The sequence below is a fragment of the Lichenibacterium minor genome (assembly GCF_004137685.1).
In the GTDB taxonomy this organism is placed as follows: domain Bacteria; phylum Pseudomonadota; class Alphaproteobacteria; order Rhizobiales; family Beijerinckiaceae; genus Lichenihabitans; species Lichenihabitans minor.
The window spans coordinates 1-20,184 of sequence record NZ_QYBB01000063.1; the positions used below are offsets into that span (position 1 = coordinate 1).

Annotated in this window: 31 protein-coding genes and 1 pseudogene; 17 read left to right on the plus strand and 15 right to left on the minus strand. The window is 66.4% G+C overall.

The annotated features are described in order from the left end of the window. Window positions 1-15: 15 nt before the first annotated feature. The gene (locus D3273_RS25090; protein ID WP_245501385.1) at window positions 16-1,386 is read left to right on the plus strand and encodes a putative bifunctional diguanylate cyclase/phosphodiesterase; all 1,371 of its coding nucleotides are present in this window, start codon (window positions 16-18) and stop codon (window positions 1,384-1,386) included. 129 nt (window positions 1,387-1,515) lie between these two features. On the opposite strand, the gene D3273_RS25095 is transcribed toward D3273_RS25090, so the two are convergent. The 3 genes from D3273_RS25095 to D3273_RS25105 all read right to left on the minus strand — a co-directional run bounded on the left by D3273_RS25095 (window position 1,516) and on the right by D3273_RS25105 (window position 4,721). After that, window positions 1,516-2,355 carry a GGDEF domain-containing protein gene (locus D3273_RS25095; protein ID WP_165359686.1) on the minus strand — a complete coding sequence of 280 codons (840 nt, stop codon included), beginning with the start codon at window positions 2,353-2,355 and terminating at the stop codon, window positions 1,516-1,518. 355 nt (window positions 2,356-2,710) lie between these two features. Beyond that, entirely contained in the window at window positions 2,711-3,835 is a 1,125-nt protein-coding gene (locus D3273_RS25100) for a hypothetical protein (protein ID WP_129229701.1), read from the minus strand. Window positions 3,836-3,872: 37 nt separating this feature from the next. Next, complete coding sequence (locus D3273_RS25105) at window positions 3,873-4,721, minus strand: DUF6502 family protein (protein WP_129229702.1); 849 nt, start codon at window positions 4,719-4,721, stop codon at window positions 3,873-3,875. A gap of 129 nt (window positions 4,722-4,850) precedes the next feature. Between D3273_RS25105 and D3273_RS25110 the strand changes: the two genes are divergently transcribed. From D3273_RS25110 to D3273_RS25130, 5 genes are all read left to right on the plus strand, one after another. Continuing rightward, window positions 4,851-5,090, plus strand: coding sequence for a hypothetical protein (locus D3273_RS25110; protein WP_129229703.1), 240 nt, complete (start codon window positions 4,851-4,853; stop codon window positions 5,088-5,090). A 547-nt stretch (window positions 5,091-5,637) separates the two neighbouring features. Then, window positions 5,638-6,210 carry a hypothetical protein gene (locus tag D3273_RS25115; protein WP_129229704.1) on the plus strand — a complete coding sequence of 191 codons (573 nt, stop codon included), beginning with the start codon at window positions 5,638-5,640 and terminating at the stop codon, window positions 6,208-6,210. Next, on the plus strand, window positions 6,207-6,674 hold the full coding sequence (locus tag D3273_RS25120) for a hypothetical protein (RefSeq protein WP_129229705.1): 468 nt from the start codon (window positions 6,207-6,209) through the stop codon (window positions 6,672-6,674). The genes D3273_RS25115 and D3273_RS25120 overlap by 4 nt, the downstream gene beginning before the upstream one ends. A gap of 243 nt (window positions 6,675-6,917) precedes the next feature. Further along, on the plus strand, window positions 6,918-7,403 hold the full coding sequence (locus D3273_RS25125; protein ID WP_129229706.1) for a hypothetical protein: 486 nt from the start codon (window positions 6,918-6,920) through the stop codon (window positions 7,401-7,403). A gap of 140 nt (window positions 7,404-7,543) precedes the next feature. Further along, window positions 7,544-8,341: a hypothetical protein gene (locus tag D3273_RS25130; protein ID WP_129229707.1), complete on the plus strand. Its 798-nt coding sequence runs from the start codon at window positions 7,544-7,546 to the stop codon at window positions 8,339-8,341. Here D3273_RS25130 and D3273_RS25135 read toward each other — a convergent pair. The 7 genes from D3273_RS25135 to D3273_RS25165 all read right to left on the minus strand — a co-directional run bounded on the left by D3273_RS25135 (window position 8,338) and on the right by D3273_RS25165 (window position 10,862). Next, entirely contained in the window at window positions 8,338-8,571 is a 234-nt protein-coding gene (locus D3273_RS25135; protein ID WP_129229708.1) for a hypothetical protein, read from the minus strand. The two genes, D3273_RS25130 and D3273_RS25135, sit on opposite strands and share 4 nt — an antisense overlap. A gap of 175 nt (window positions 8,572-8,746) precedes the next feature. Further along, on the minus strand, window positions 8,747-9,007 hold the full coding sequence (locus D3273_RS25140; RefSeq protein WP_129229709.1) for a DUF6894 family protein: 261 nt from the start codon (window positions 9,005-9,007) through the stop codon (window positions 8,747-8,749). Window positions 9,008-9,143: 136 nt separating this feature from the next. Then, on the minus strand, window positions 9,144-9,371 hold the full coding sequence (locus tag D3273_RS25145; protein WP_129229710.1) for a DUF6894 family protein: 228 nt from the start codon (window positions 9,369-9,371) through the stop codon (window positions 9,144-9,146). Between the two features lie 564 nt (window positions 9,372-9,935). After that, window positions 9,936-10,184, minus strand: a complete 249-nt coding sequence (locus D3273_RS25150; RefSeq protein ID WP_129229711.1) for a transcriptional regulator — start codon at window positions 10,182-10,184, stop codon at window positions 9,936-9,938. After that, window positions 10,181-10,426: a helix-turn-helix domain-containing protein gene (locus D3273_RS25155; RefSeq protein ID WP_129229712.1), complete on the minus strand. Its 246-nt coding sequence runs from the start codon at window positions 10,424-10,426 to the stop codon at window positions 10,181-10,183. Before D3273_RS25155 ends, D3273_RS25150 begins: the two co-directional genes overlap by 4 nt. Continuing rightward, window positions 10,426-10,653, minus strand: coding sequence for a hypothetical protein (locus D3273_RS25160; protein WP_129229713.1), 228 nt, complete (start codon window positions 10,651-10,653; stop codon window positions 10,426-10,428). The genes D3273_RS25155 and D3273_RS25160 overlap by 1 nt, the downstream gene beginning before the upstream one ends. Next, the gene (locus tag D3273_RS25165) at window positions 10,653-10,862 is read right to left on the minus strand and encodes a hypothetical protein (protein WP_129229714.1); all 210 of its coding nucleotides are present in this window, start codon (window positions 10,860-10,862) and stop codon (window positions 10,653-10,655) included. Before D3273_RS25165 ends, D3273_RS25160 begins: the two co-directional genes overlap by 1 nt. Window positions 10,863-10,896: 34 nt before the next feature. Between D3273_RS25165 and D3273_RS28495 the strand changes: the two genes are divergently transcribed. Beyond that, window positions 10,897-11,115, plus strand: a complete 219-nt coding sequence (locus D3273_RS28495) for a hypothetical protein (RefSeq protein ID WP_165359687.1) — start codon at window positions 10,897-10,899, stop codon at window positions 11,113-11,115. A gap of 318 nt (window positions 11,116-11,433) precedes the next feature. Here D3273_RS28495 and D3273_RS28500 read toward each other — a convergent pair whose 3' ends face one another. Beyond that, the gene (locus D3273_RS28500; protein ID WP_165359688.1) at window positions 11,434-11,604 is read right to left on the minus strand and encodes a hypothetical protein; all 171 of its coding nucleotides are present in this window, start codon (window positions 11,602-11,604) and stop codon (window positions 11,434-11,436) included. A gap of 371 nt (window positions 11,605-11,975) precedes the next feature. Here D3273_RS28500 and D3273_RS25175 point away from each other — a divergent pair, with 371 nt between their 5' ends. The 4 genes from D3273_RS25175 to D3273_RS25190 are packed head-to-tail and all read left to right on the plus strand — an operon-like array spanning window position 11,976 to window position 13,641. Next, the gene (locus D3273_RS25175) at window positions 11,976-12,356 is read left to right on the plus strand and encodes a hypothetical protein (protein ID WP_129229716.1); all 381 of its coding nucleotides are present in this window, start codon (window positions 11,976-11,978) and stop codon (window positions 12,354-12,356) included. A gap of 4 nt (window positions 12,357-12,360) precedes the next feature. Beyond that, window positions 12,361-12,750, plus strand: coding sequence for a hypothetical protein (locus D3273_RS25180; RefSeq protein ID WP_129229717.1), 390 nt, complete (start codon window positions 12,361-12,363; stop codon window positions 12,748-12,750). After that, window positions 12,743-12,958 (plus strand): hypothetical protein, encoded by a 216-nt coding sequence (locus D3273_RS25185; RefSeq protein ID WP_129229718.1) that lies wholly within the window; start codon window positions 12,743-12,745, stop codon window positions 12,956-12,958. Before D3273_RS25180 ends, D3273_RS25185 begins: the two co-directional genes overlap by 8 nt. Next, the gene (locus tag D3273_RS25190; RefSeq protein WP_129229719.1) at window positions 12,955-13,641 is read left to right on the plus strand and encodes a hypothetical protein; all 687 of its coding nucleotides are present in this window, start codon (window positions 12,955-12,957) and stop codon (window positions 13,639-13,641) included. Before D3273_RS25185 ends, D3273_RS25190 begins: the two co-directional genes overlap by 4 nt. Before the next feature lie 314 nt (window positions 13,642-13,955). Here D3273_RS25190 and D3273_RS25195 read toward each other — a convergent pair whose 3' ends face one another. The 3 genes from D3273_RS25195 to D3273_RS25205 all read right to left on the minus strand — a co-directional run bounded on the left by D3273_RS25195 (window position 13,956) and on the right by D3273_RS25205 (window position 15,863). Continuing rightward, on the minus strand, window positions 13,956-14,294 hold the full coding sequence (locus D3273_RS25195; RefSeq protein WP_129229720.1) for a hypothetical protein: 339 nt from the start codon (window positions 14,292-14,294) through the stop codon (window positions 13,956-13,958). Between the two features lie 381 nt (window positions 14,295-14,675). Further along, window positions 14,676-14,885 carry a cold-shock protein gene (locus D3273_RS25200; protein ID WP_129229721.1) on the minus strand — a complete coding sequence of 70 codons (210 nt, stop codon included), beginning with the start codon at window positions 14,883-14,885 and terminating at the stop codon, window positions 14,676-14,678. A gap of 117 nt (window positions 14,886-15,002) precedes the next feature. Next, on the minus strand, window positions 15,003-15,863 hold the full coding sequence (locus D3273_RS25205; protein ID WP_129229728.1) for an oxidoreductase: 861 nt from the start codon (window positions 15,861-15,863) through the stop codon (window positions 15,003-15,005). Window positions 15,864-16,085: 222 nt separating this feature from the next. Here D3273_RS25205 and D3273_RS25210 point away from each other — a divergent pair, with 222 nt between their 5' ends. From D3273_RS25210 to D3273_RS25220, 3 genes are all read left to right on the plus strand, one after another. Next, a complete protein-coding gene (locus tag D3273_RS25210; protein WP_129229722.1) occupies window positions 16,086-16,358 on the plus strand; it encodes a hypothetical protein in 273 nt (90 codons plus the stop codon). A 286-nt stretch (window positions 16,359-16,644) separates the two neighbouring features. Next, window positions 16,645-17,814, plus strand: coding sequence for an OpgC family protein (locus D3273_RS25215; protein WP_165359689.1), 1,170 nt, complete (start codon window positions 16,645-16,647; stop codon window positions 17,812-17,814). Continuing rightward, on the plus strand, window positions 17,792-18,529 hold the full coding sequence (locus tag D3273_RS25220) for an SGNH/GDSL hydrolase family protein (RefSeq protein WP_129229724.1): 738 nt from the start codon (window positions 17,792-17,794) through the stop codon (window positions 18,527-18,529). Before D3273_RS25215 ends, D3273_RS25220 begins: the two co-directional genes overlap by 23 nt. 31 nt (window positions 18,530-18,560) lie before the next feature. Here D3273_RS25220 and D3273_RS25225 read toward each other — a convergent pair. Then, window positions 18,561-19,005: pseudogene (locus D3273_RS25225) on the minus strand (IS66 family transposase); the annotation flags it as partial. A 322-nt stretch (window positions 19,006-19,327) separates the two neighbouring features. On the opposite strand from D3273_RS25225, the gene D3273_RS25230 reads away from it, so the two are divergent. The 3 genes from D3273_RS25230 to D3273_RS30075 all read left to right on the plus strand — a co-directional run bounded on the left by D3273_RS25230 (window position 19,328) and on the right by D3273_RS30075 (window position 20,151). Continuing rightward, a complete protein-coding gene (locus tag D3273_RS25230; RefSeq protein ID WP_129229725.1) occupies window positions 19,328-19,576 on the plus strand; it encodes a DUF6894 family protein in 249 nt (82 codons plus the stop codon). 12 nt (window positions 19,577-19,588) lie between these two features. Continuing rightward, window positions 19,589-19,891 carry a DUF6894 family protein gene (locus D3273_RS25235; RefSeq protein ID WP_129229726.1) on the plus strand — a complete coding sequence of 101 codons (303 nt, stop codon included), beginning with the start codon at window positions 19,589-19,591 and terminating at the stop codon, window positions 19,889-19,891. 74 nt (window positions 19,892-19,965) lie between these two features. Next, window positions 19,966-20,151, plus strand: coding sequence for a DUF6894 family protein (locus D3273_RS30075; protein WP_129229727.1), 186 nt, complete (start codon window positions 19,966-19,968; stop codon window positions 20,149-20,151). Window positions 20,152-20,184: the final 33 nt, after the last annotated feature.

Below are 20,184 nucleotides of genomic sequence, written 5' to 3' on the forward strand. Positions count from 1 at the left end.
GGCAGGCCGGCCACGGTGGTCGCGCTCCGCGACCTCACCGACCGCAAGCGCGACGAGGCCCGCATCCGGCATCTCGCGCGCCACGACGCGCTGACCAACCTGCCGAACCGCTACAACCTCCAGGAACGGCTCGACATCGCCCTCGACACGGCGGCACAGGAAGGGAGCGCCGTCGCGGTCGTGTACATCGACCTCGATCGCTTCAAACCGGTCAACGACCTTTTTGGTCATGCCGCCGGCGACGCCCTGCTGGTGCAGGCGTCGAAGCGCATCCTGGGGGAGATCCGACCGGCCGACACGCTGGCCCGGATCGGTGGGGACGAGTTCGTGATGATCCTGACGAGCCAGCCTCAGCCCGAGAAGGCCTTGATCGTCGCGACGCGCATCATCGAGGCTCTTCGCCGGCCGTTCCAAATCGAAGGGCATCGGATCGAGATCGGCGCCTCCGTTGGCGTGTCCCTCTATCCCGATGATGGCGTCAACGCCGACGCGCTCATGCGTGCCGCCGATGCTGCGATGTACCGAGCCAAGGAGGAGGGCCGGGGCGCGGTCCGCTTCTACGAGGCCGTCATGAACGCCCAGCTCCAGGCGAGGCTGCAGCTCGAGCAGGAGCTGGGCGGGGCTGTCGAGCGGGGAGAGCTGGTGTTGCACTACCAGCCGATCGTGAACAGCGTCACGGGCGAGGTGGAAACCTTCGAGGCCCTGATCCGCTGGGTCCATCCCACACGGGGCATGGTGCCTCCGATGGAGTTCATCCCCATGGCGGAGGAGTGCGGCCTGATCGACGGGATCGGACGATGGGTGATCGAAACAGCCTGTCGGGAGGCGGCCGGATGGCCTCGCCCTTGGCGCGTGTCGTTCAACGTGTCGCCGCGCCAGTTCCGGCAGACGGACGTCTGCGCGGCGGTCGGCGACGCGCTGCGAGCGCACGGGATCGCCCCGGCCCGAGTCGTCGTCGAGGTGACCGAGGGCATCCTGATCGAGGACGCCGCGAAGGCCGTGGCCATCCTGAATCGCTTGAGGGACATGGGGGTGCGCGTGGCGCTGGACGACTTCGGCACCGGCTACTCGAGCCTGAGCTATCTGCAGCTCTTCAAGTTTGACAAGTTCAAGATCGACAAGTCGTTCGTGCGACGGCTGGGTGAAAGCGAGGACGCTCTGACCATCATCCGCACGATCGTCAATCTCGGCCACAACCTCGGCCTCCAGGTCACGGCCGAGGGGGTGGAGACCCAGGAGCAGCTCGACATTCTTCGATCGCTCGGCAGCGATCAAATCCAGGGCTACCTCGTGGCACGCCCGGCGCCGGTCGACGCCTTCACCGACCTCGATCGGCTTCGAACCAAGGCCCTGTTCGGGCGAGAGAGGCCGCGCCTCTTGGCCTGATCTGAACTGCTTCAGATCGGTTCGCCTGGGGTACACCCATGGAGAACCGTCGCACGATCCATTGGGAGCGTGATGGCGCTCAGCTTAAGTGCTCGGACCGGTAGCAGGCGTGAATGCACGCTCTCCGTCCTATGCTGCGAGGCTAACTCGGTCGCGGCCGCCACGTTTAGCGCCGTAGAGGGCCGCATCAGCGCGGCGGAACAGGAGGTCGGCGGTTTCGCCGGGACGCAGCGTGGCGAGGCCGAGGCTCACGGTAGTGCGGATCTCGCCGCCGCCTTCCAGCGGAACGCCGGTCTCCGCCACGGCGCGGCGCAGCCGCTCCGCCGAGGCCGCCGCGAAGGCTCCCTCCAGCCCCGGCACGATCACCACGAATTCCTCGCCGCCCACCCGGCAGGCCGTGTCCGAATGCCGGCTCTTGGCGGCGACCAGCGTCGCCACCTGCTTCAGCACGAGGTCGCCGGCGGCGTGGCCGTGGATGTCGTTGACGCGCTTGAAATGATCGATGTCGAGGACGAGCAGCGACAGCGGCAGGCCGATCGCCCGCGCGCGCCGCACCTCGTCCGTCAGGCGCTCGTCGAACCGGCGACGATTGGCGAGACCCGTCAAGGGATCGATGAAGGCCGCCTCCTCCAGAGCCCGGATCCGTAGCATGTCCTGTGCGGTACGACGCGACAGTGTCGCCACACCCAGCACGAAGCTCGGACCGAGGATGTGGACGCAGCTTGCAGCCGCGTCCCAGCCGTCCATCACCTTATGGAGGGAGGCTACAGCGTCCGAAAGAAGTAGCCCGAGGCAGCACAGGGTGAGGAGGATCAGACCCCGCCAAGCCCATCGCAGTCCCAGCGTGCTCACGAGCCTGGCGACTTCACGCAGGGGCATAATCGCCATCAAGGCGATGCAGGCGCCCGCGATATGGACAGCCAGCACGAGGCCGTTGAGCGACAGAGGACATCTCCTGATGATTCGCATCGATGCCGGCATCGACGCTGCTTAAACCCTTCCTTGTATACGGCCCACGTTGTGAAGAGCTGGTTTCCATTCTCGCTCGCACTTGGGCAGTTACATATGTCAACGATCACCGTCGATGGCGGGTTGATGTCGGTTCGCTATGGGTACACCCATAGCGAACCGGCCAATACGACTTCTGTTGACCCAAGCCGGGCGTAGCGCGGCTTCTAGGCCTATCGCCGAAGCGGACGTTTGGCAGACGGCGCGAGAGCGCGCGTCGCAGGCCCTGTTAGGCGGCTTCGCCACCCGCGAGAGCCGGTCCCTCCGTTCGAAGATCAATGTTCCCGTCCTACAACTGCCCGAGCCACACGCGCGATCAGCGTCCAGGTCCTCTCGCTCCTCCTCCGTTTGGTCCATTCCCCCCGGGGCCGCCTGCCCCCGGTCCGCCATCGCCGGGGGCGCTCCCGTTCGGGCCGCCGCCGGTCCGCATGCCGGGGGGGCTATCTTGAGGGCCGCCCGGCCCGCCTGGGGCATGGCCGCCGCCGTGGGCATCGCGCTCCACCCGCAGCGACTGGGCGTCGAGGCGACCCGACGGGTCGGGGCGCGCCAGAATCACGGCGCGCACTGGGCCGTCCTCGCCGACCTCGGCCAGGGCCGCGGCGTCCGCCGAAACGTCGAGGCCGGAGCCGAGCCGCAGCCCGTCCGACGTGCGGGCCACATAAGCTTCAAGTGACACCCGGTCGGCCGCCGCAAAGGGCACAAGTGGCTCGACCGTGACGGACGCGGCGTGGAACGCCGATCCCCGCCGCGCGCCTACTAGCGACACCCGGCGCCCGAGCAGCGTCGGCGGCAGCGCCGCGATGTCGAGGCCGCCGACCGCCAGCCCGCCGTCCAGGCCGGCCTCCAAGGGGCCGTGCACCTGCGCCGGCCCAGGGTTGCGGAGCTCAACCAGGCTCGCCACAACGGCACCATCGAGCCGACGCAGCCCGCTGACCGCGAGGTGGTCGCCCACGCGGTGGGCCGGGACTGCCACGCCGTCCGGCACCAGGACGCGCTGGCCCAGCACCACGAGCCCGCCCTCGCCCGCCGCGTCGACCGGGCCAACAACCTCGCTCCGGGCCACGATGGCGCGGGTGACCAGAACGCCGCGGCGGCAGCGCGCCAGCACGCGCACTACATGGCCGAGCTTGAGGTCGCGCGCCGTCGCGGCTCGGCCGTCGATCGATACCGGGACGCCGGGCGGGAAGGTCACGCGCAGGTCGTTGACCACGATGGACCCGAAGCGCCGGATCGTGCCGATCACGCCCGTGCCGCCGTTGCCGCGGTCCTGGCCCGGCGTTTCCTTCGGGTCCGTCGGCACCGCGCCGGTGCCGCCGAGGCCGCGGTCGGCGCCCGCCTCCGGGTCCCGCGCCAGCGCGCGGCCGCCCCACAGCGCCGTGCCCTGTAGCAGCAGGGCGGCGAAGCCGCGGCGGGACAGGATCGGGGGCCGGCGTCCGCTCAAGGGCGGTCTTCCGGGCGCCCGGCGCCGGGACGGGCCGTCACGGCGACACCCCAGCAGCCGGCACATCTGCGGCCGGCATCTCCTCGGCGAAGACGAAGACGCCGAAGTTCCAGCGCCAGCGCCCGCCGGCGTCCGCCTCGCAGCCGTCGTGGGCCTGGCGGTTGGCCGCGGTCAGCGCCTCCATGGCGAGCGCGCGCGAGCGCTGCTCGAGGTCGGCGGCCAGCTCGGCCGACAGGCCATCGTAGTGCACGGCGCGCTCGAGGTAGCGCGGCGCCTCGGCGGAGATGTTGGCCACCGCCGCCGCGACGTGGTCGTGGAGGTTGCGGCCGAAATAATAGAGCTGCTGCTCATCTCCGCCGCCGGGCACGAAGGCCCGGTCGAGCAGGGTGACGACGTCCGCCTCGTCGAGGGTCGCGAGCCGCTTATCGATCCACTCATCGAGCACGGCGCGCGGGCGTAGGTCGCGCGTGACGGATTTCACCAGCGCTTCGAAGGACGGGCGGCCAGGCGGTGCCACCCGGGGCAGCGGCCGGGGCATCCCCTTCGCGTCCGTGGTCTTCCGGTCGGCGAGCCAGCGCGCCAGAATGCGGCTGGTGCGCGACAGCGATGCCGGCACGACGCTGACGGGGGCGCCAGCGCCGCGCAGGCGGCGCACCTCCTTGCGGTGGAGGCCGGTCAGCAGGCTGACGCGGCTGTCCGTCTGCTCCTTGCCGGGCAGCGCAAAGTCGTATTCGGCCACGTTGACGTAGAGCTCGCGCAGCACGTCGCACAGCGCCGGAAAGACGATACCCCGGCGCACGAGCAGGCGCACCAGGGGCCGCAGCACGCGGACGAGCGCAGCCTGAAGCTTGGTGGTGTCCAGCGGGGCGTCTGAGGAAGGTTCCAACACCCATCCACCGTAGGCCGGCAGCCGGACTGGTTCAACGCCCGGCGCGCATTTTGTGGGATAACTTCCCACAAAACTTGACGTGGGAAATAATCCCACGATAAACAGCGGCAATTGGTCGAGGCTGACATGCGCACGCTCCCGAATTTCCCCACGATCCAAAATTTTGCCTCTCTCGCCTGGAACCTCGACGGTCCCGGACGCGGCTTCTCCGTCGCGGCCGCCCAGCGCGCCGGCCTGGGCCGCGGCCTCGCGTTCGTGCTGCTGCTGACCTCCTCGCTGCTGGCGTCCGTCTACGTCTCCCTGGCGCTGCACGGATACGACTGGATGGACAGCGCGGTGCCGGATCAGGTCACGGCCGTCCGATGAACGGGGCGAGAGCGGCCGAGGGCATGGATGGCCGGCCGCCCGGCGTGCGCCGGAACGTCCTCGATCCGGGTCGCTCGGACGCGTGGGTACGCTCGCTCCGCCGCACGTCGGCATCGCGCGGCATCGTCGAACGGTCGCTGCCAGTTCTCCGTTTTCTGAGAGGCCTCAAGCGATACCTGTCCGCGACGCGGGAGCCGGACGAGGATGGCGACGACGGTGACGATCTGTGGGTGTGGTGGAGCCCGCACCCGATCGTGACCAGAATCCACGCCGCGAGCCGCGACAGGCCTGAGCTTCCAGAGGACCCGCGCCCGCGTCGATCGAACGCCGCAGGCGCGGGTTCGGCCGCCTCACGGGAGTGCGAACCATGCTCCCGCTCTCCCCATCCCGAACCAAGTCGACAAGATTTCCGGTCGTCGATAGGCCACGGCGCGTCACTTTGTGGGAACAACTCCCACACAAGGTGCCGCCCCTGAAACGGCGGGTGCGGAGAGCCTTATCGCCCGAGTTCGGCCCCAGTACCTCGTCGACACCTGCGGAGCATTCAATGATCGAACCCCAAGACTATCCCTTTACCCTCAAGCGGGCGGTTCCCGACGCGTTCTGCAATCATGTGAACGCGCTGATCCAGAGCAACATCGACCAGTTCCAGGGCAATCAGGCCGGCGGCGCCCGCAGGTTCATGAAGATGGACTACGTGTCGCCCGACGGCGATCAGGTGCTCTACGCCATGAAACAGAAGCTGGCGCAGCACTTCGACCTCGGCGACTACGTGGTCCCACCGAACTTGAAGGACTTCGTCGGCTACATCACCGAGGGTGGTGCGATCCACCCCCACACGGACGCCGACCTGCCGGGCCGGCGCCATGTCCGCATCAACGTGCTCGTCAGCCAGCCCGGAGGCTGCGTCCCGCTGATGGAGAACATGCCCATCGCGGTCTCGGTCGGGGATGCGTGGCTCAACCTCGCGTCCCAGGTCATCCACGCCACCACTCCGGTGAAGGGCCCCGGGTTCCGCAGCGCGATCTCGTTCGGGTACCAGATCGAGCCGGCCCGCGGCGATGCCTTCTTCCGGGTCCATCAGGATTGGATGAAGACCGTGCGCGGGCTGGCGGCTTGAACGTGGCGAGTGATGATCCGAAGATGACGAACTCTCGCGAAGACGTGCTGGCGGTCGAGGCTGCTATCAACCTCCTGGTCCAGGGCCTGAACAAGGCCGACATCTCATCCATCACAGACCTCGTGATGGACACCACGCTACTCCTGCCTCCCGCCCGGCCGACATCGAGGGGTCAAGCGGTGATCAAAGTTTGGCGCAACATCGCGATAGGCCAGGAAGGAATCGGTATGATGTCGACCCAGATGGACACGATCGCAGAAGGTGTAATTCGCGACGTCGGGACCCTGAGCATGAGGTTGCGCCAGAGCGGGGAGCGCAGCCTGTTCCGATACGCCATGCTCTGGCAGAGGGTTGGGCACGAGTGGAAACTCGCGACTATGATCTGGAACCGCGAGCCGGCCGCCGGGCAACGCCAAGGCCAGGGGCAGGGGCAGGGCGGGACCGCATCGTTTACGGAGATGTGATCGCTGAATAGAAGACTACTTCTTTAGCGTGCAAATTGACTCGGAATGCACTTAAATTTTTACGCACAGCGGGTCGCATGCTGCGGTGAGGAATTTATACGAAGTTCCCGTCGCTCGGAGCGTCGCGGGCGCTGCGACGTGGGCGGACTCTTGTCCTTTCGCGTCTGTTCTAGATCGCTGCGCCCAGCCGCACGGCTCTCGCTGTTCCCGCGAACCTTCACGTTCGGAGATTCGGAGGCCTGCTTGAGAACCCTTCTCGTCCTTTGTGGGATGCTCCTGGCTCTCGGCCCGGCGCGCGCCGGCGACGATAACGGCGCCCTGTTGGCCGGTTTGGTCGCAGCCGGCGAACCCCTCCTCGCGAGAGAGTCCGCACTGGCTCAGAACGCTCCGGGCCGGGAAGCGGAGGTCGATGAGATGATCGTCGCTGCCGGCACCCGCTGGATGTCCGACGAGCACGCGTTCCAGGACGGCTTGGACCGACTGCTCGACCGGTACCGCGACCTGACGCCGGATGTCCGGGAGGGCGTCATTAACCTGATCCGGCTCAACAATGAGATGGTCAACGGCATGACGGCCCTGAATCTCTGCAACAAAGCCGAAGCAATTTGGGAGTTCGCCGTCGCGTCGCAGTTCCTGGACCATGCCAGGGACGACCTGAGAGGCCGCGTCGATCCGGGGTGGGCTCCCGACCGGCGATTGGATCCCAAGGCTCCAGGGGGGTGTCGCTGAAGCTCGGCCGGGTCTCCCGGGACCTTCTCTCAACCGTTTCTCGGGCACGGACAAAGCGTGCCGCATCGCCCGGCCTCGATCCCCTTTCTGCCCCGAGCCTGGGGCGGGCAGGAGATCGAGGCCCCGCTGAATGACGTTGCATGTCGCCACACAGGACGCTGGTCTTCTGTACCGCCCACGTCGACGACGAAACCGTGTGGGACGGCCGCTACCGTCGCTGGTTCGACGGCATCGCGGCGTCCGGCATCGCGCATGACACCGCGCTGATGATCGACGACAGGTCGGGCAGCGTCCCTGGCTGGTCGGATCTGACGATCCTGTGCGAGGGTGAGCGTGAACGCGGCACCTCGCCGAAGATGCTGTACCGCTTCGAGCAGAACCTCGGACGGCGATCGCTGTTCGATTTCCCCGGCTGGCACCGGTCCTTCACGTTCGCGTGCCGCTTTGCCGACCGGCACGGCTTCGACAAGGTCGTGCACGTCGAATCCGATACGTTCGTCATCAGCCGGCGCCTGCGCGACTACATCGACGCCGCCGCGGACGACTGGATCGCTCTATGGTGCTCCCTGCATGGGTTTCCGGAAATCACCATCCAGGTCATGGCGGGCGCGGGCCTTGCGGCCTACCGGACCTTCTCGGACATACCTCACGAAGCTCTGGTGGGCCGTCCCTACGAGGGTCAGATCCCTTTCACGCGCGTCGAAACGGGCTTCATCGGCGATCGGTACGGGGAGCGCCTCCCCTATGTGCCTGTGGATGCTGACTTCGTGTCCCAGGCGCCGGAAGCCGACCGCTCGTATTTTTGGTGGTTCCCGACAGGCGTCGGTGATTTGAGTACAATTTCGGAGGACGGCGCGTCGGCGGATCGCTACATGACGCTAGAAACCATGGCAGGCCGCACCGACGAGCCGGCGACCTTGACCCACATCGCAGCCTAAGACCCGTCAGGAGCCACGGTGAGCACCCAACCAAACTCCACCACCTTGACGGACGTGATCGCGGCGCTAGCCGCTTTCGGGTCGGGCCCGCGGTTTTGGAACACGTAGTCGATGGCGTGCATCAGCGAGGTCGCGGCGTGCATGGCGAGCCGGAGATCCCCGTTGCACGCATGGAACTCGTCGAGGGACGGCCGCACGACGATGCGGTGATACTCCGCTGCCGGGTTCATGATGCCCGCCTCACGATCCCTTCGGCCTCGGTGAGCGCCTGCCCGAGATAGCGCGCGAGGGTGACAGCGCCGCAGGCCTCGGCTTGGCGGCGGAGGTCCGGCACGGCCGCGAGGACGGCATGAGCCGCTGGCACATAATCGCGGTCTTATGTAGCTGCCTCACCTACGAGCGAAATCAATCGTCTACGGCCTCGGGGTAGTCCGGCGCCTCGATCCACTCCCCTTGAACTGTGAGCGTCGTCCGGTAGCGCTCACGGCCTTCGTGACACCGTACCACAGCCGTGATGGTTCGATGCTCTGCATCAACGGCATGGTCTCTGGCGATGTCCGGAAGGAGCGAGAGGGCCTGATCCCGGGCTTCGTAGAGGTCTCTAAGCTCGATGCCGAAGACGTCGCGCGAGCCTTCGCCACTGTCGTCTATGTCGAAATAGTACATAGGCACTGGCGCGATCCTCAGTCGTTAACCCGGCTCCAAGCTCTGGAGCGTCTGCGGCAGCCTGACTCGGGCTTGAACTGCATGCAACTAGCCCTGAGGATTTCGGAAAAGAATGATCAGGTGATGTCGAGAAGGCTCACTCGATGTCGAGCTTGGCCGTCCCGCGATAGACGAAGGCTCCATCATCGCGGCGCACCCGAACGATGAAAATTCGTGATCGCCCTTTGAGCATTTCGGCAAGGCCGAGGCCTTGAAGTAGGATGGCGGCCTCTCGGGGGATGTCCTGCGGGCCGGCGAGGTCAATCCCCGTTTCGTCGCGAACCTGCCGCTCGCCATCGCACGTGTCGAAAAAATAGCGTGGCAACCGGCCCCTCCAGACTCCGCCCTATAAGGGGCGTGGGAGCTGATACGGATCGGATTGTCCGATGGTTTCGGAGTGGGGTGAAATACGTCGTTTGCCGCAGACGCCCGCACGGGGCGAACACGTCCGACCTGCCCATCGCCTTCGTGGCCCCGTGGTAGGCCGTGGCGGGCCTGTCTATGCCGTGGGGTGAGGGTCCTCCGCGATGAAGAGGACGCCGGCGGATGACCCCGAGCTGGAGGCTGCCAAGATGCTGCATCCCGACGTCATCGAGCGCCAAAGACACCTCGTCGAAGCACAACAGGGCTCGCCTCGCAGACTTGGACGGCAAAGATCACGGCTCCACCTTCCGCAGCCGCACGCCGCCGTTCTCGGAGATGAACTCGACGCCGGCGGCTTCGAAAGCCTTGAGGATCGCCTGTAAATCCGCGTCGGACAAGGTCGAGATCCCCTCGTCTCTACGTGCGTTCAGGGCTGCCTTGTAGGAGACCTTGGCTCCTTTGCAGAGCCTCGGCGCCTTCCAGCGAAGCAAAGAACACGCCTCCCTGACCTGTGCAGCCGAGATTGTCACGACGGTTCGACCTTCCGCAGCCGCACGCCTGGTCCTTCGCCATTCTCGTCGATGAAAATCACGCCGGCGCGTTCGAAAGCGTCACGGATCGCCCGCAAGTCCATGCCGACCACAGGTGGCTCGGCTCCTACGTTCTGCGCCCGCAGGACAACCTCTAATCCCACACTGGCGCGCCGTGCCAGCGTCGGCGTTCCCCAGCCGAGGAGCGCGCGCGCCTCACGGATCTGAGTGGCCGAGATCGTCATGTCGGGTCGACCTTCCGCAGTCGCACGCCCGGCCCTTCGCCGTTTTCGGGGATGAACTCGACACCGCCTTCCTCCAAGGCTTGGCGAATGGCGCTCTCCTGCTCTTTGGTCAGCCAAGCCGGGCCGTCAGAGCTTTCAATAGCGGCAACCATGGCCTGCGTGACGGACGTTTTTTGGCTAAACCTGACCCGACCCCAGCCGAGCAGGTAGCGTGCTTCGCGGATCTGCCGGCCGGTGAGCATCAGATCTCGACCTTTCGCAACTTCGGGCCGTCGGGGGTGAACTCAATGCCGAGTTCCTCCAGCTTCCGCTGGATCGCTTTGCGATGGCTGTCCGCGATCGGCGGCATGGCATCGGCTTCAGCGCGCTTGACCGTATCCGTCGTAACAACCCTGACTTTCACCGCCAGCCCGCTCGGGGACAGACTCAAGAGGGTGCGGGCCTCGCGGATTTGACGACCGGTCAGCATCAGATGGCTGGGTCCGGTTGCACCTCTCTAAGGCGAGCGATCGGCGGCCTGTCCACGAACTCGACGCCAGCTTGGCCGCACACCCGCCGGATGGCGATCTCCTGCCCGTAGGTCAGAAGGGCCGAGCCGTCGCGCTCTTCCGCCTGCTCGATCACGTCGAGCTTGATCAGGGCGCTCCGACTGAGGTTGTTCCGCGACCATCCGAGCAAGGCGCGAGCCTCGCGGATTTGATTACCTGTCAGCATGTCAGTTCGCCATCTCGGGATCGTCGCGGGCCGGGAGATAGCCGAGGCCTATGAGCCAATCGCGGAGCGCGAGGCGGACAGCCTCGGGCCGACCTGGCTGTGGCTCTGGCTGATCAGCGATCCATGCATCGAGAGCGCTGACGTCCTCGGGCCGGAAAGACGAATTGATCTGCACGCCCTTGCCGATTGCCGGCCGGCCGAGCTTACTTTTTCCTAGAACTTTCTCTTGACCAGCCATGGACTAAGTTCTAGAACAAAATCCGACGGACCGCAACGGTGGTGAGACACCGAGGCGGCCCTGACCACCACGATCCGCTGAAGCCTGCCACGACCCGCGCGGAGCCACAGGGGCGTCGTCGAGGTCGAAAGGGCCGAACACCGCGGCCCGGCGCGCCAGGGCGTCAGACAGGCTCGGCAACAGCGCCGGCGGCAGGAATGCGGGCGTGCGGGGTCGTTCACGCGTCAGGGGCATGTTGTCGATCTCTAGCGATGTCGGGAATGGTGGTCGGGCCGCGCCCTCGGGCTGCGGCGAAGGTCAGTGGGCGGCGAAGCGGAACCGGCTCGGACCGTCGGGGCGCACGCGGGCGAGGACGAAAGGACGGGCGGTGTTCAGCGCCCAGAAGGGCGACGTGCGCAGCCACACCGCGGTGAGGCAGGCCAGGGCCGCAGCGACGGCGCAGCGGGTGATGTCGGGGTCGAAGGGCATAGGGGTGGGCTCCAGAGGCAGGCGCCAACCCGGCGCCGAAAGGGTTCAGGCCGCGCGGCGATGGCGCTCGCGGCGGACGTCGAGGGCTTTGAACCCCTTCGCCGCCGCCTGACCGGCGCGGCCACGCCTTCCACCACCACCATCGCTGGAAATTTTGACATGCAGAAGCGTGAAGGGCGGAGCTTTGTCCCGCCGCCATCCCAAGCACCCCGTCCCGAGCCCGGCAGGACCGGCCGCAAGCGCTGGACCCGCCCCGACGTGCCGCGGCCCGCCGTCCCCGTGCGGGTGCTGCTGCCGACGCTGGACACGACGTTGCCGGACGTCGAGCCGGCCGAGCCGCTGACGGCGCTCGACCATCTGGCCCTGCGCCGATGCGTGACCTCCTGCCCATCTTGCCGGCGCTGGTCCTGCCGGCGATCGGCGCCTCGACCACGCCCGGGCCATCGCTCGACAATCTCGTGGCCGACCTAGAGGCGCGCTTCGACGCGCTGGAGGCTCACTGCCTCATCTACGACACCGGCGCCGACATCGGACCGGATTTCGGGCGCCTCGACGCCATGGTGACGGCCGCGGTGCAGCGGATCGCCGACATCCCGGCGCCCGACCTCGACGGGCTGCGCGTGAAGGCGCGGCTCCTCATCGAGAGCCCACCCGTCCGCGAGGACGAAGAACGGTCGAGCGCCATCGGCGTGTTGCTCAGCCTCGACGTGCTGCGTCTGCTCGGGCCCGGAGGTTGGCGTCATGGATCGTAGGAACTTGCTCGCCAGCCTCGCCGGCTTACCCCTGGCGGGGTTCGCGCTGCCGGCACTGGCCGCAGCTCCGGCCGATCCCTTCGCGGGCTTTCATGCCGAGATCCTGGCGCTTCACCACGCCATCAACCTTGGCGAGGGATCGGAGGACGATCAGGGACGCTTGATGGACCGATGGGGCGAGATCGACGCCCAAGCGCTGGCAGGGCGGCCCACGACGCTCGGCGGTGCCCTCGGCGCGCTGGAGATGGCGCGGCGCGAGTTCCATCAGTTTCACGTCGAGGTGCATGAAGACATCGGCGAGGACGTCAGTTCGAGCGATCGGCTGACCCTGCACCTGATGGACGGCGCCATTGCCATCCTGCGGCAGGCGATCAAGGGAGGCACCCGTGGCTGAGCGCGCCCTGATCTCCCTCGACGACCTCGATATGGCCGTTCGCGACGTTCACGACGTCCTACTTGTGGTCGGGCTGGCCCTGAACGCGGACGGGACGGACCTGACGGCCGGGAGCCGCGACACGCTGGCGACCGTCGTTCGGCTCGGGATCGACCGGGCCAAGGTCGCTCACATGGGGCTCGACGATCTCAAGGAGACGCGCCGATGAGCGCCGTTCTGACCCGCCGCGGCCTCGCCCTGGCCGGCGCCGCCGCCCTGGGGACGGCCGTGGCCGGAATTCCAGCCTCGGCAGCGGCCGAACCGGGCAATAACTGGCTCGACCCCGACGCCGAGCTGTTGAGCCTCATCGAACGCCATCCCGTCGTGCTGGCCGCATGCGTGCAGGCCGAAGACGAAGCGGAGCGCCTGGGAGGCATGGCGCTGGGCTCCTACCCACCTCAGCCGAAGGTGCTGAACTGGCTGCCGTCCGACTTCCCTCGCACCAGCTACGGGCGAGGGGCGTCCGACCCCGTTGGGGACACTGAGGACCGCCGCTATCTGTCCCGCGGGGTCGAATGGCTGCGGCGAGGCAAGTTCGTCGCGCAATGGACGGAGGAGGCCGAAGCGCGGCGACGGGAGATCGTCGAGGCGCATGACCGCTGGCACGCGGAGTGCGGCGAGGTCGATGTCCGCACGGGGTACGCCGCCGCGAAACAGGCTAAGCGCGCGGCCGTCCTCGTCCTGCGGGAGGTTGAGAGCGAGATCGGGGAGACGGAGGCCCGCACGCTGCCGGGGTTACGAGCGAAGGCCTTATGGGTCGCCGCGCATATCGTGGGCGATACCTACGCGGACGAAGACCTCGGCGAGACCTTCGCGCGCCAGGTCGCCCGTTTCGGCGAGGTGGCGACGTGAGCCGCGCCTGCCACGCTCTCAATCAGTTCAGAAAACAGCGTCGACCGTATGGCCCCGGATGGCTTCCGGGTGGGCAGGGGCGGGGACCGACGCAGCCGCCGATCGTCATGGTGGTCAGCAGTACGGCCAGCATAGCAAGGCGGAGTCTCATCGAGGTCTCGCGGGGTCAAGTCGTCGGCGCTCCGAATGAGCTTCAGCACAGAAACCACGGCGACGACGAACGCTTGGTGATCTGCGCGAGGCTTGCTCGGGGCGCCGTTGGAGGAGGCCAGCACCACAATAAGGCGGTGCCGGCTGCACGGGTAAGTGGTACTTCAGGCCTTGCCGCCGTGGCTGCTATGCCCGGCACCGACAGTGCTGGTCGACGTGTGGGTCGTTCCGTTGAAGCCCGTCGTGGTCTTGGACACGTTGAAGCCGCCCTTGGCGTCGGGCGAGATCTTCTCCGAGACCGTCCGGACCTGGCCGTCGGTGCGGGTTGCCGTCACCTTCTCATCGGTCACGTCGGTCTTGGTGTGGAAATTCGTGTGCGAGACAATTTTCGTGCCGTCTGCCTTGGTGAAGGTTTTCGTCTCTTTGATATCTCGCGCAAAGGCAGCGGGGGGCAGGGCGAGAGAGATGGCGACGATCGAGGCAGCAGTGATAAAGCGCGTCATGTGAACATCCTGATGGAAATACTATGCCCGTCACGCTCCACGCCCGAGTCTGTGTGGACGTGGGAATATTTCACATGCGATATGTTCAAATCATCGACGCAAACTAGGCCATTATGCAGCGTCTTAGAAAATTGTAAGCCATATTTATATGAATGGTGGTTCAGAAACAGGGTGGTGAGACGCGCCCGTCACGCCCTCGGCGCGCTGGCCTGGGCCACGCATCAAGCAAGGGTGGCTACGGTACGGATCGCTCTGAGGGACACGTCCGCAGCCACCCCGAACCAGCCCGTGGAGGCGAGCCGGCTCCGGACAGAGGATGTCAGACAATTAGCAGGCGCTCAACCAAACACGTCAGCTTGGATGATCGCATCAGCCCCGACGTCACTGAGCCTGGAGCTTGTCGGCGGACATCTTCCCCGACCGCTTGTCGGCCACGAGTTCGTAGGAGAGTTTCTGGCCTTCCTGCAGGTCCCGCAACCCGGCGCGCTCGACGGCGGAGATGTGCACGAAGGCGTCCTGGCCGCCGTCGTCGGGCTGGATGAAGCCGAAACCCTTGGTGGCGTTGAACCACTTCACAGTGCCGGTGGGCATGGTCGTCGTCTCGCGTTTCGTGAGGTAACAACGGGCAAGGGGCACGCGCGTTCCGTGCGGGGCAGTATGGGGCAGTTTCCTCCGCCCCGACCACCTTTCAGCCTACAGCCGTTGCGCTCACGCCTTCTTTTGATGCTCAGGATAGTCAGCCCCGAGCGTCGTGTCCTTCCAGGCGTCGAAGTTGGCCCTGAGCTTGTCGAGCTTGCCGTAGGCCAAGTCCAGTGCCGGCGCGCCGAGCAGCAGGCGCAGCGGCGGCTCCTTGGCGGTCACGGCCGCGATGACCGCCTCGGCGGCGCGGACGGGGTCGCCCGGCTGGTTGCCCGAGCGCTCGCGCGTCTGCCGGCGACGCGCACCCGCGGTGGCGTCGTAGTCGTCGATGACGGTCTTCGATTCCACGATGGAGCGGCCGGCCCAATCGGTGCGGAACGGCCCCGGCTCGACCAGGGTGACGTGGATGCCGAGCGGCCCCACCTCGACTGCGAGGGACTCGGACAGGCCTTCCACGGCGTATTTGCTGGCGTGGTAGTAGCCAGTGGCACCGAAGCTCACGAGTCCGCCGATCGACGAGTAGTTGACGATGTTACCGCTGCGGCGCTTGCGCATGCCGGGCAGCGCTTCGCGGATCAGGTCGGCCAGCCCGAAGACGTTGGTCTCGAACTGCGCCCGGATCGCGGCGTCCTCGCCCTCCTCAATGGCGGCGAGGTAGCCGTAGCCGGCATTGTTCACGAGAACATCGATCCGGCCGAAGCGGGTTTCGGCCTGCTTGACGGATGCGACGACCTCGGCGTGATCGGTGACATCAAGCCGGAGTTTCAGCGCGCGTTCGCCGTGTCCTTCCAAGAGGTCGTCGAGCTGTTCGGTGCGGCGGGCCGTCGCCACCACGCGCCAGCCGCGCTCCAGCACCGCTTTGGCGAGTTCGCGGCCGAAGCCGGTCGAACAGCCGGTGATGAACCACACGGGGGTGTCGTCGTTCGCCATGTCGCGCTCCTCGGGACTGGAAAGGTAACCCTCCAACAAACGGGGTGGATCTTCCGTTGCCTCTCCCATCTGGACCTCCGGTGCGGCGATCCTGCTGGCAGTGCTCCGATAAATCTCGAGCATGGCCCTGTTGGCAGCCGATCGGTTGCGGTTCAGGTGGACGCTGGCTCGCGTGCGTGTGCTGCGCGGGCTCGGGCTGATGCCTCCGCCCTGCTCGCCTGGATGGCCAGCCGCTCCAGCGACATCCTGATCCGTGATTTCGAGACTGCCCCTAGGTCCTACCGCCGTGCAGCCGTCTACGGGCCTCTCGTCGACGAGCTGCTGGCTCGCGGCGCTATCTCGGAAACGTGCACGCGCCCGCGGACGTTCGAGGTGGTGAGGACCAGCACGCCGAAGTCCTCCTTTGGTTCGAAGCTGCTCGACATGCTCGCCGATGCCACAGCCGAGTTGGAGGACGTGCCAGCCGAACTCGCGGCGTACTGGTGGGCGCCGTGACAGTCCGGGACCGGCTCGTGGCGCGCCTTCTAACCTCGAACGGCCTGCCGACGGACGGCGAGCATGCGAGAGCCGCCCGCGCGGTCGACGCGGCGGTGTTCAGGGCGTTCGGGTGCGAACTGCAGGGCTGAGGGATGGGGTTCAAGTTTCGCTGCTGCTACGAAGGGAAGCCGGCGATAGGGAAACAACAAAGCAAGGGATGGGCCGGGCTCCGCGCTGCACTAGATTAAGATCAAGCTCAGTTGGCCTCGCTCCTCTGGGGCGATGCGAAGTCGGAAGGAGTGCGATGCCGGCCAGCCCCTCATCCTCCCCTCGCGACGCGCGCGTCGACCTACTGCGCGGCCTGTCGCTGCTGTCCATCTACGTCGACCACATCCCGCAGAACGTCCTCGCTGACATTACCCTGCACAATTTCGGCTTCAGCGACGCCGCGGAGCTTTTCGTCCTGCTGGCCGGCTTTTCCGCCACCCACGCCTACAACAGCGTGTTCGAGCGCTACGGGCTGCGCGTGGGGCTGAAGCGCGTCTTCCTGCGTTGCCTGCATATTTACGGCGTCCAGGTGGTGCTGCTCATCGGCACTTTCCTTCTGGTTGGTCTCTGGGAGCAGGCCTACGGCACGCGGTCGATCATCATGGGGCCGATGTTGCGCGACGGTTGGCAGGGCGCGCTGCGCGGCGTGTCGCTGCGCGCCCTGCCGGCCTATCTCGACATCCTGCCGCTCTACATCCTGCTGCTCGCAGTCTTCCCGCTCGTGCGCTTCGGCCTCGCCCGCAGCGTCGCCGGTACCGTGGTGGCCTCGTTCCTACTCTATGGTCTCGCCAACGCTCTGCATTGGAACCTGCCCAACGTCGTCGACCCCGCCGATGCCGCGCATTGGTACTTCAACCCCTTCGCCTGGCAGGTGCTGTTCGTGATCGGCTGCGTCCTGGCCATCGCGGCGCGGCGGGGACTGCCCGTGGTGACGGCCCCGCCGCGCGCCCTCGTGGCGCTGTGCTGGGTCTATGCGGTCGGCTGCTTCTTGGTGCTAGACGCCTGGAAGCTGTGGCCCGCGCCCCTGCCCGGCGACTTTTACCCGACAAGCCCCCTGCTTGGGATCTTCGGCAACGAGCCCAAGAGCTATGTGTCGCCCTGGCGCCTCGCCGACGTGATGGCCCAGGTCTATATCGTGCTGACCTCACCCCGCATGGCAGCGGTTGCGCGCTGGCGCGTGCTGCGTCCGGTCCTGGCCTGCGGACGCAACTCGCTGCCGGTTTTCGCGCTCGGTTGTGTGCTGGCGCTTGTCGGACGCTTGATCTTCCGTACCGCGGAGGTAACCGTGACGGTGCAGGTGATTGTGAACGCCGTTGGCCTCGGCGCGCTTCTTGCGTTGGGTCTTATCCTTGACGCCCGCAAGGCGAGCCGCGTCCCGCGCCCACATGGAGAGATGACGCCTGATGCCGTTCGCCCCGCCGAATGACCCGAAGCCGCCGCGCGGCCTGCTCGCCGGGACGCTACTCGCGCTTTTCGCCCTCGCGGCGCCGGCTCGTGCGGCACCGCCGTCTGCGCCCTTCTCCATCGTGGCGCTCGGCTCCTCATCGACACAGGGCACGGGCGCCAGCAGCCCCGCCCTGAGCTACCCGGCCCAGCTGCAGCGCCTGTTCGACGAGGGCTATAGCGGGCGCCTGGCCGTCACGGTGACGAACAAGGGCATCGCCGGCGAGGACATTGACGACATGGCGAAGCGCCTCGACGCCGACGTACTGTCGCGCCATCCGGACCTCGTAATTTGGCAGGCGGGCAGCAACGACCCCCTGCGCGGTGTGCCAGTTGACCGCTTCGTGACGGAGCTGAAGAGCGGCATCGAAGTGATCCGGACCGGCGGCGCCGAGGTGGTGCTCATGGAGCCGCAATGGTCGCCCGTCATCGAGAAGGCGGACAGCAAAGAGAGTTTCGTCGACGCCGTGCGCGAGGTCGGAGCGCAGGAGCACGTCGCGGTGGTGCGCCGCTTCGCGTTGATGCGCGGCTGGATCGACGGCGGCGTCATCTCGGCGCACGACCTCATCGGGCCGGACGGGCTCCACATGACGGATCGCGGCTACGGCCTGCTCGCCCGTGCGGTGCTCGACCAGATCGTCGGCGATTCTCCCACCTTCCGGGCGCGTAGCACGGTGGCGACGGCGGGAAAGCCGTGACGTCACTCAGAGCATGTTTGAGTGGGTTCGCCGCCCAGGTCTGGCCGCCCCGATCGGAGCCGGCGAAGAGGGCATTCTTGCGCGTCAGGGCGAGGGGCCTGATCGAGCGCTCCACTGTGTTGGAGCCCATCTCCACCCGGTTGTCGTCGGCGTAGAGCGTCAGCCCGTCCCAGCGTGAAGTCGCGTAGCGGATCGCCGCCGCGAGCGTGCTCTTCTGGCTGAGGAGCGCCAGCTTGTCGCGCAGGAAGCGCTCAAGCGCGGTCAGCAGCGGCGGGGCTCCGGTCCTGGCGCACCTGGCGGCGCGCCTCGGCCGGCAGCCCGGCGATCTCGCCCTCGATCCGGTACAGCGCCGCGATGCGCGTCAGCACCTCGGCGGCGATCGGCGACAAGCCGTTCGGGGCGAGGTCGATGAACCCTCTCCAAACATGCGCCCAACAGAAGGCGAGCCGCACGGCGCCACCCTTCGTCAGGGCCCGCAGAAGGTGGGGGCGGGGCGACGCTTACAATGCTCCTGAGCACCGTCATCATTCTGGAAATCGAGGCACCTGCCGCGCGAGGGCTCCGGGGGCTTTCTCCGTAGAGACGCCGACGTGAGACGCTGAGACAATTCGGCGTTCAGTTGGACCTTACCCAAATCGGCCTGTTTCAGGCCGAGGCCTCGCCCAGGCATCCCGAACCATCTTATGTAAAACCGCGTCGGTTCCGGATGTGATAGTGTGGATCATTGCCGTACCGACCTCTTGGCTCGCGGCGACTGGGAGATGTGTGCGCTCTTGCCTGTAAGCGGAGATGCACGCCTTGCCGCGCTATTATTTCGACACGGCCAACAACGGCCAGTTCGCTCGCGATGAAATCGGGGTCGAGCTGGCCGACTATGAGGCTGCGCGCCAACACGTTGGCAAGCTACTCCCCAACATGGCCCATAGTGGCCTGCCCGACGGTGACCTTCACACCTTCGGATGCACTATCCGTGACGAAGCAGGTGAAAATGTTTATAATGCCGAGCTGACCTATCATGGCCGGCTCCTCGGCCTCGCAAAGCGTTAAGGCGAGGGCACTATGACAAAAGAGGCAGAGCCTACCAAATCTTTCCGCCAGCTTCTCGCCATAGAGCAGCAAGGTGCATCGGCTCGATATTTTTTCGATGTCGATGACGGAGAAAGGTCTTTCCAAGATGACAACGGCATCGATCTTTACAGCGTAGATCAGATCCCGTTCGAGGCTTACAATATCCTTAGACAGATCGTTCACGATCGATTGCCGGAGGGTCAGAGGACGATGACTGTCCGCGTCCGCGATGGAAGCGGCAAGCTCGTCTATGCCGGCACGATGACAATCGACGGACAACGTTCGCCGCCGTAGGAGCGCTGCAGTTAGGTCCTTGCCTAGCGTTTGGAATGAGGTACACTCAGGCGTTGTCACCGCGAGGATGCGGCATGCCTCGGTATTATTTCGACATCCACGACGCTAAAGGCTTTCATCCAGATGAGTTCGGCGAGGCCTTGGCTGATCTCGAAGAAGCTCGGGACCAAGCGCAACTTCTTCTTCCCGACATTATGCGCGAGGAACTGCCTAATCGTAAGCGTCGCTCCGCCCCCACCTTCTGGAGCCTGACCGGGTGATCGATGATCGAGGCTGCAGGAGGCTTCGATCCA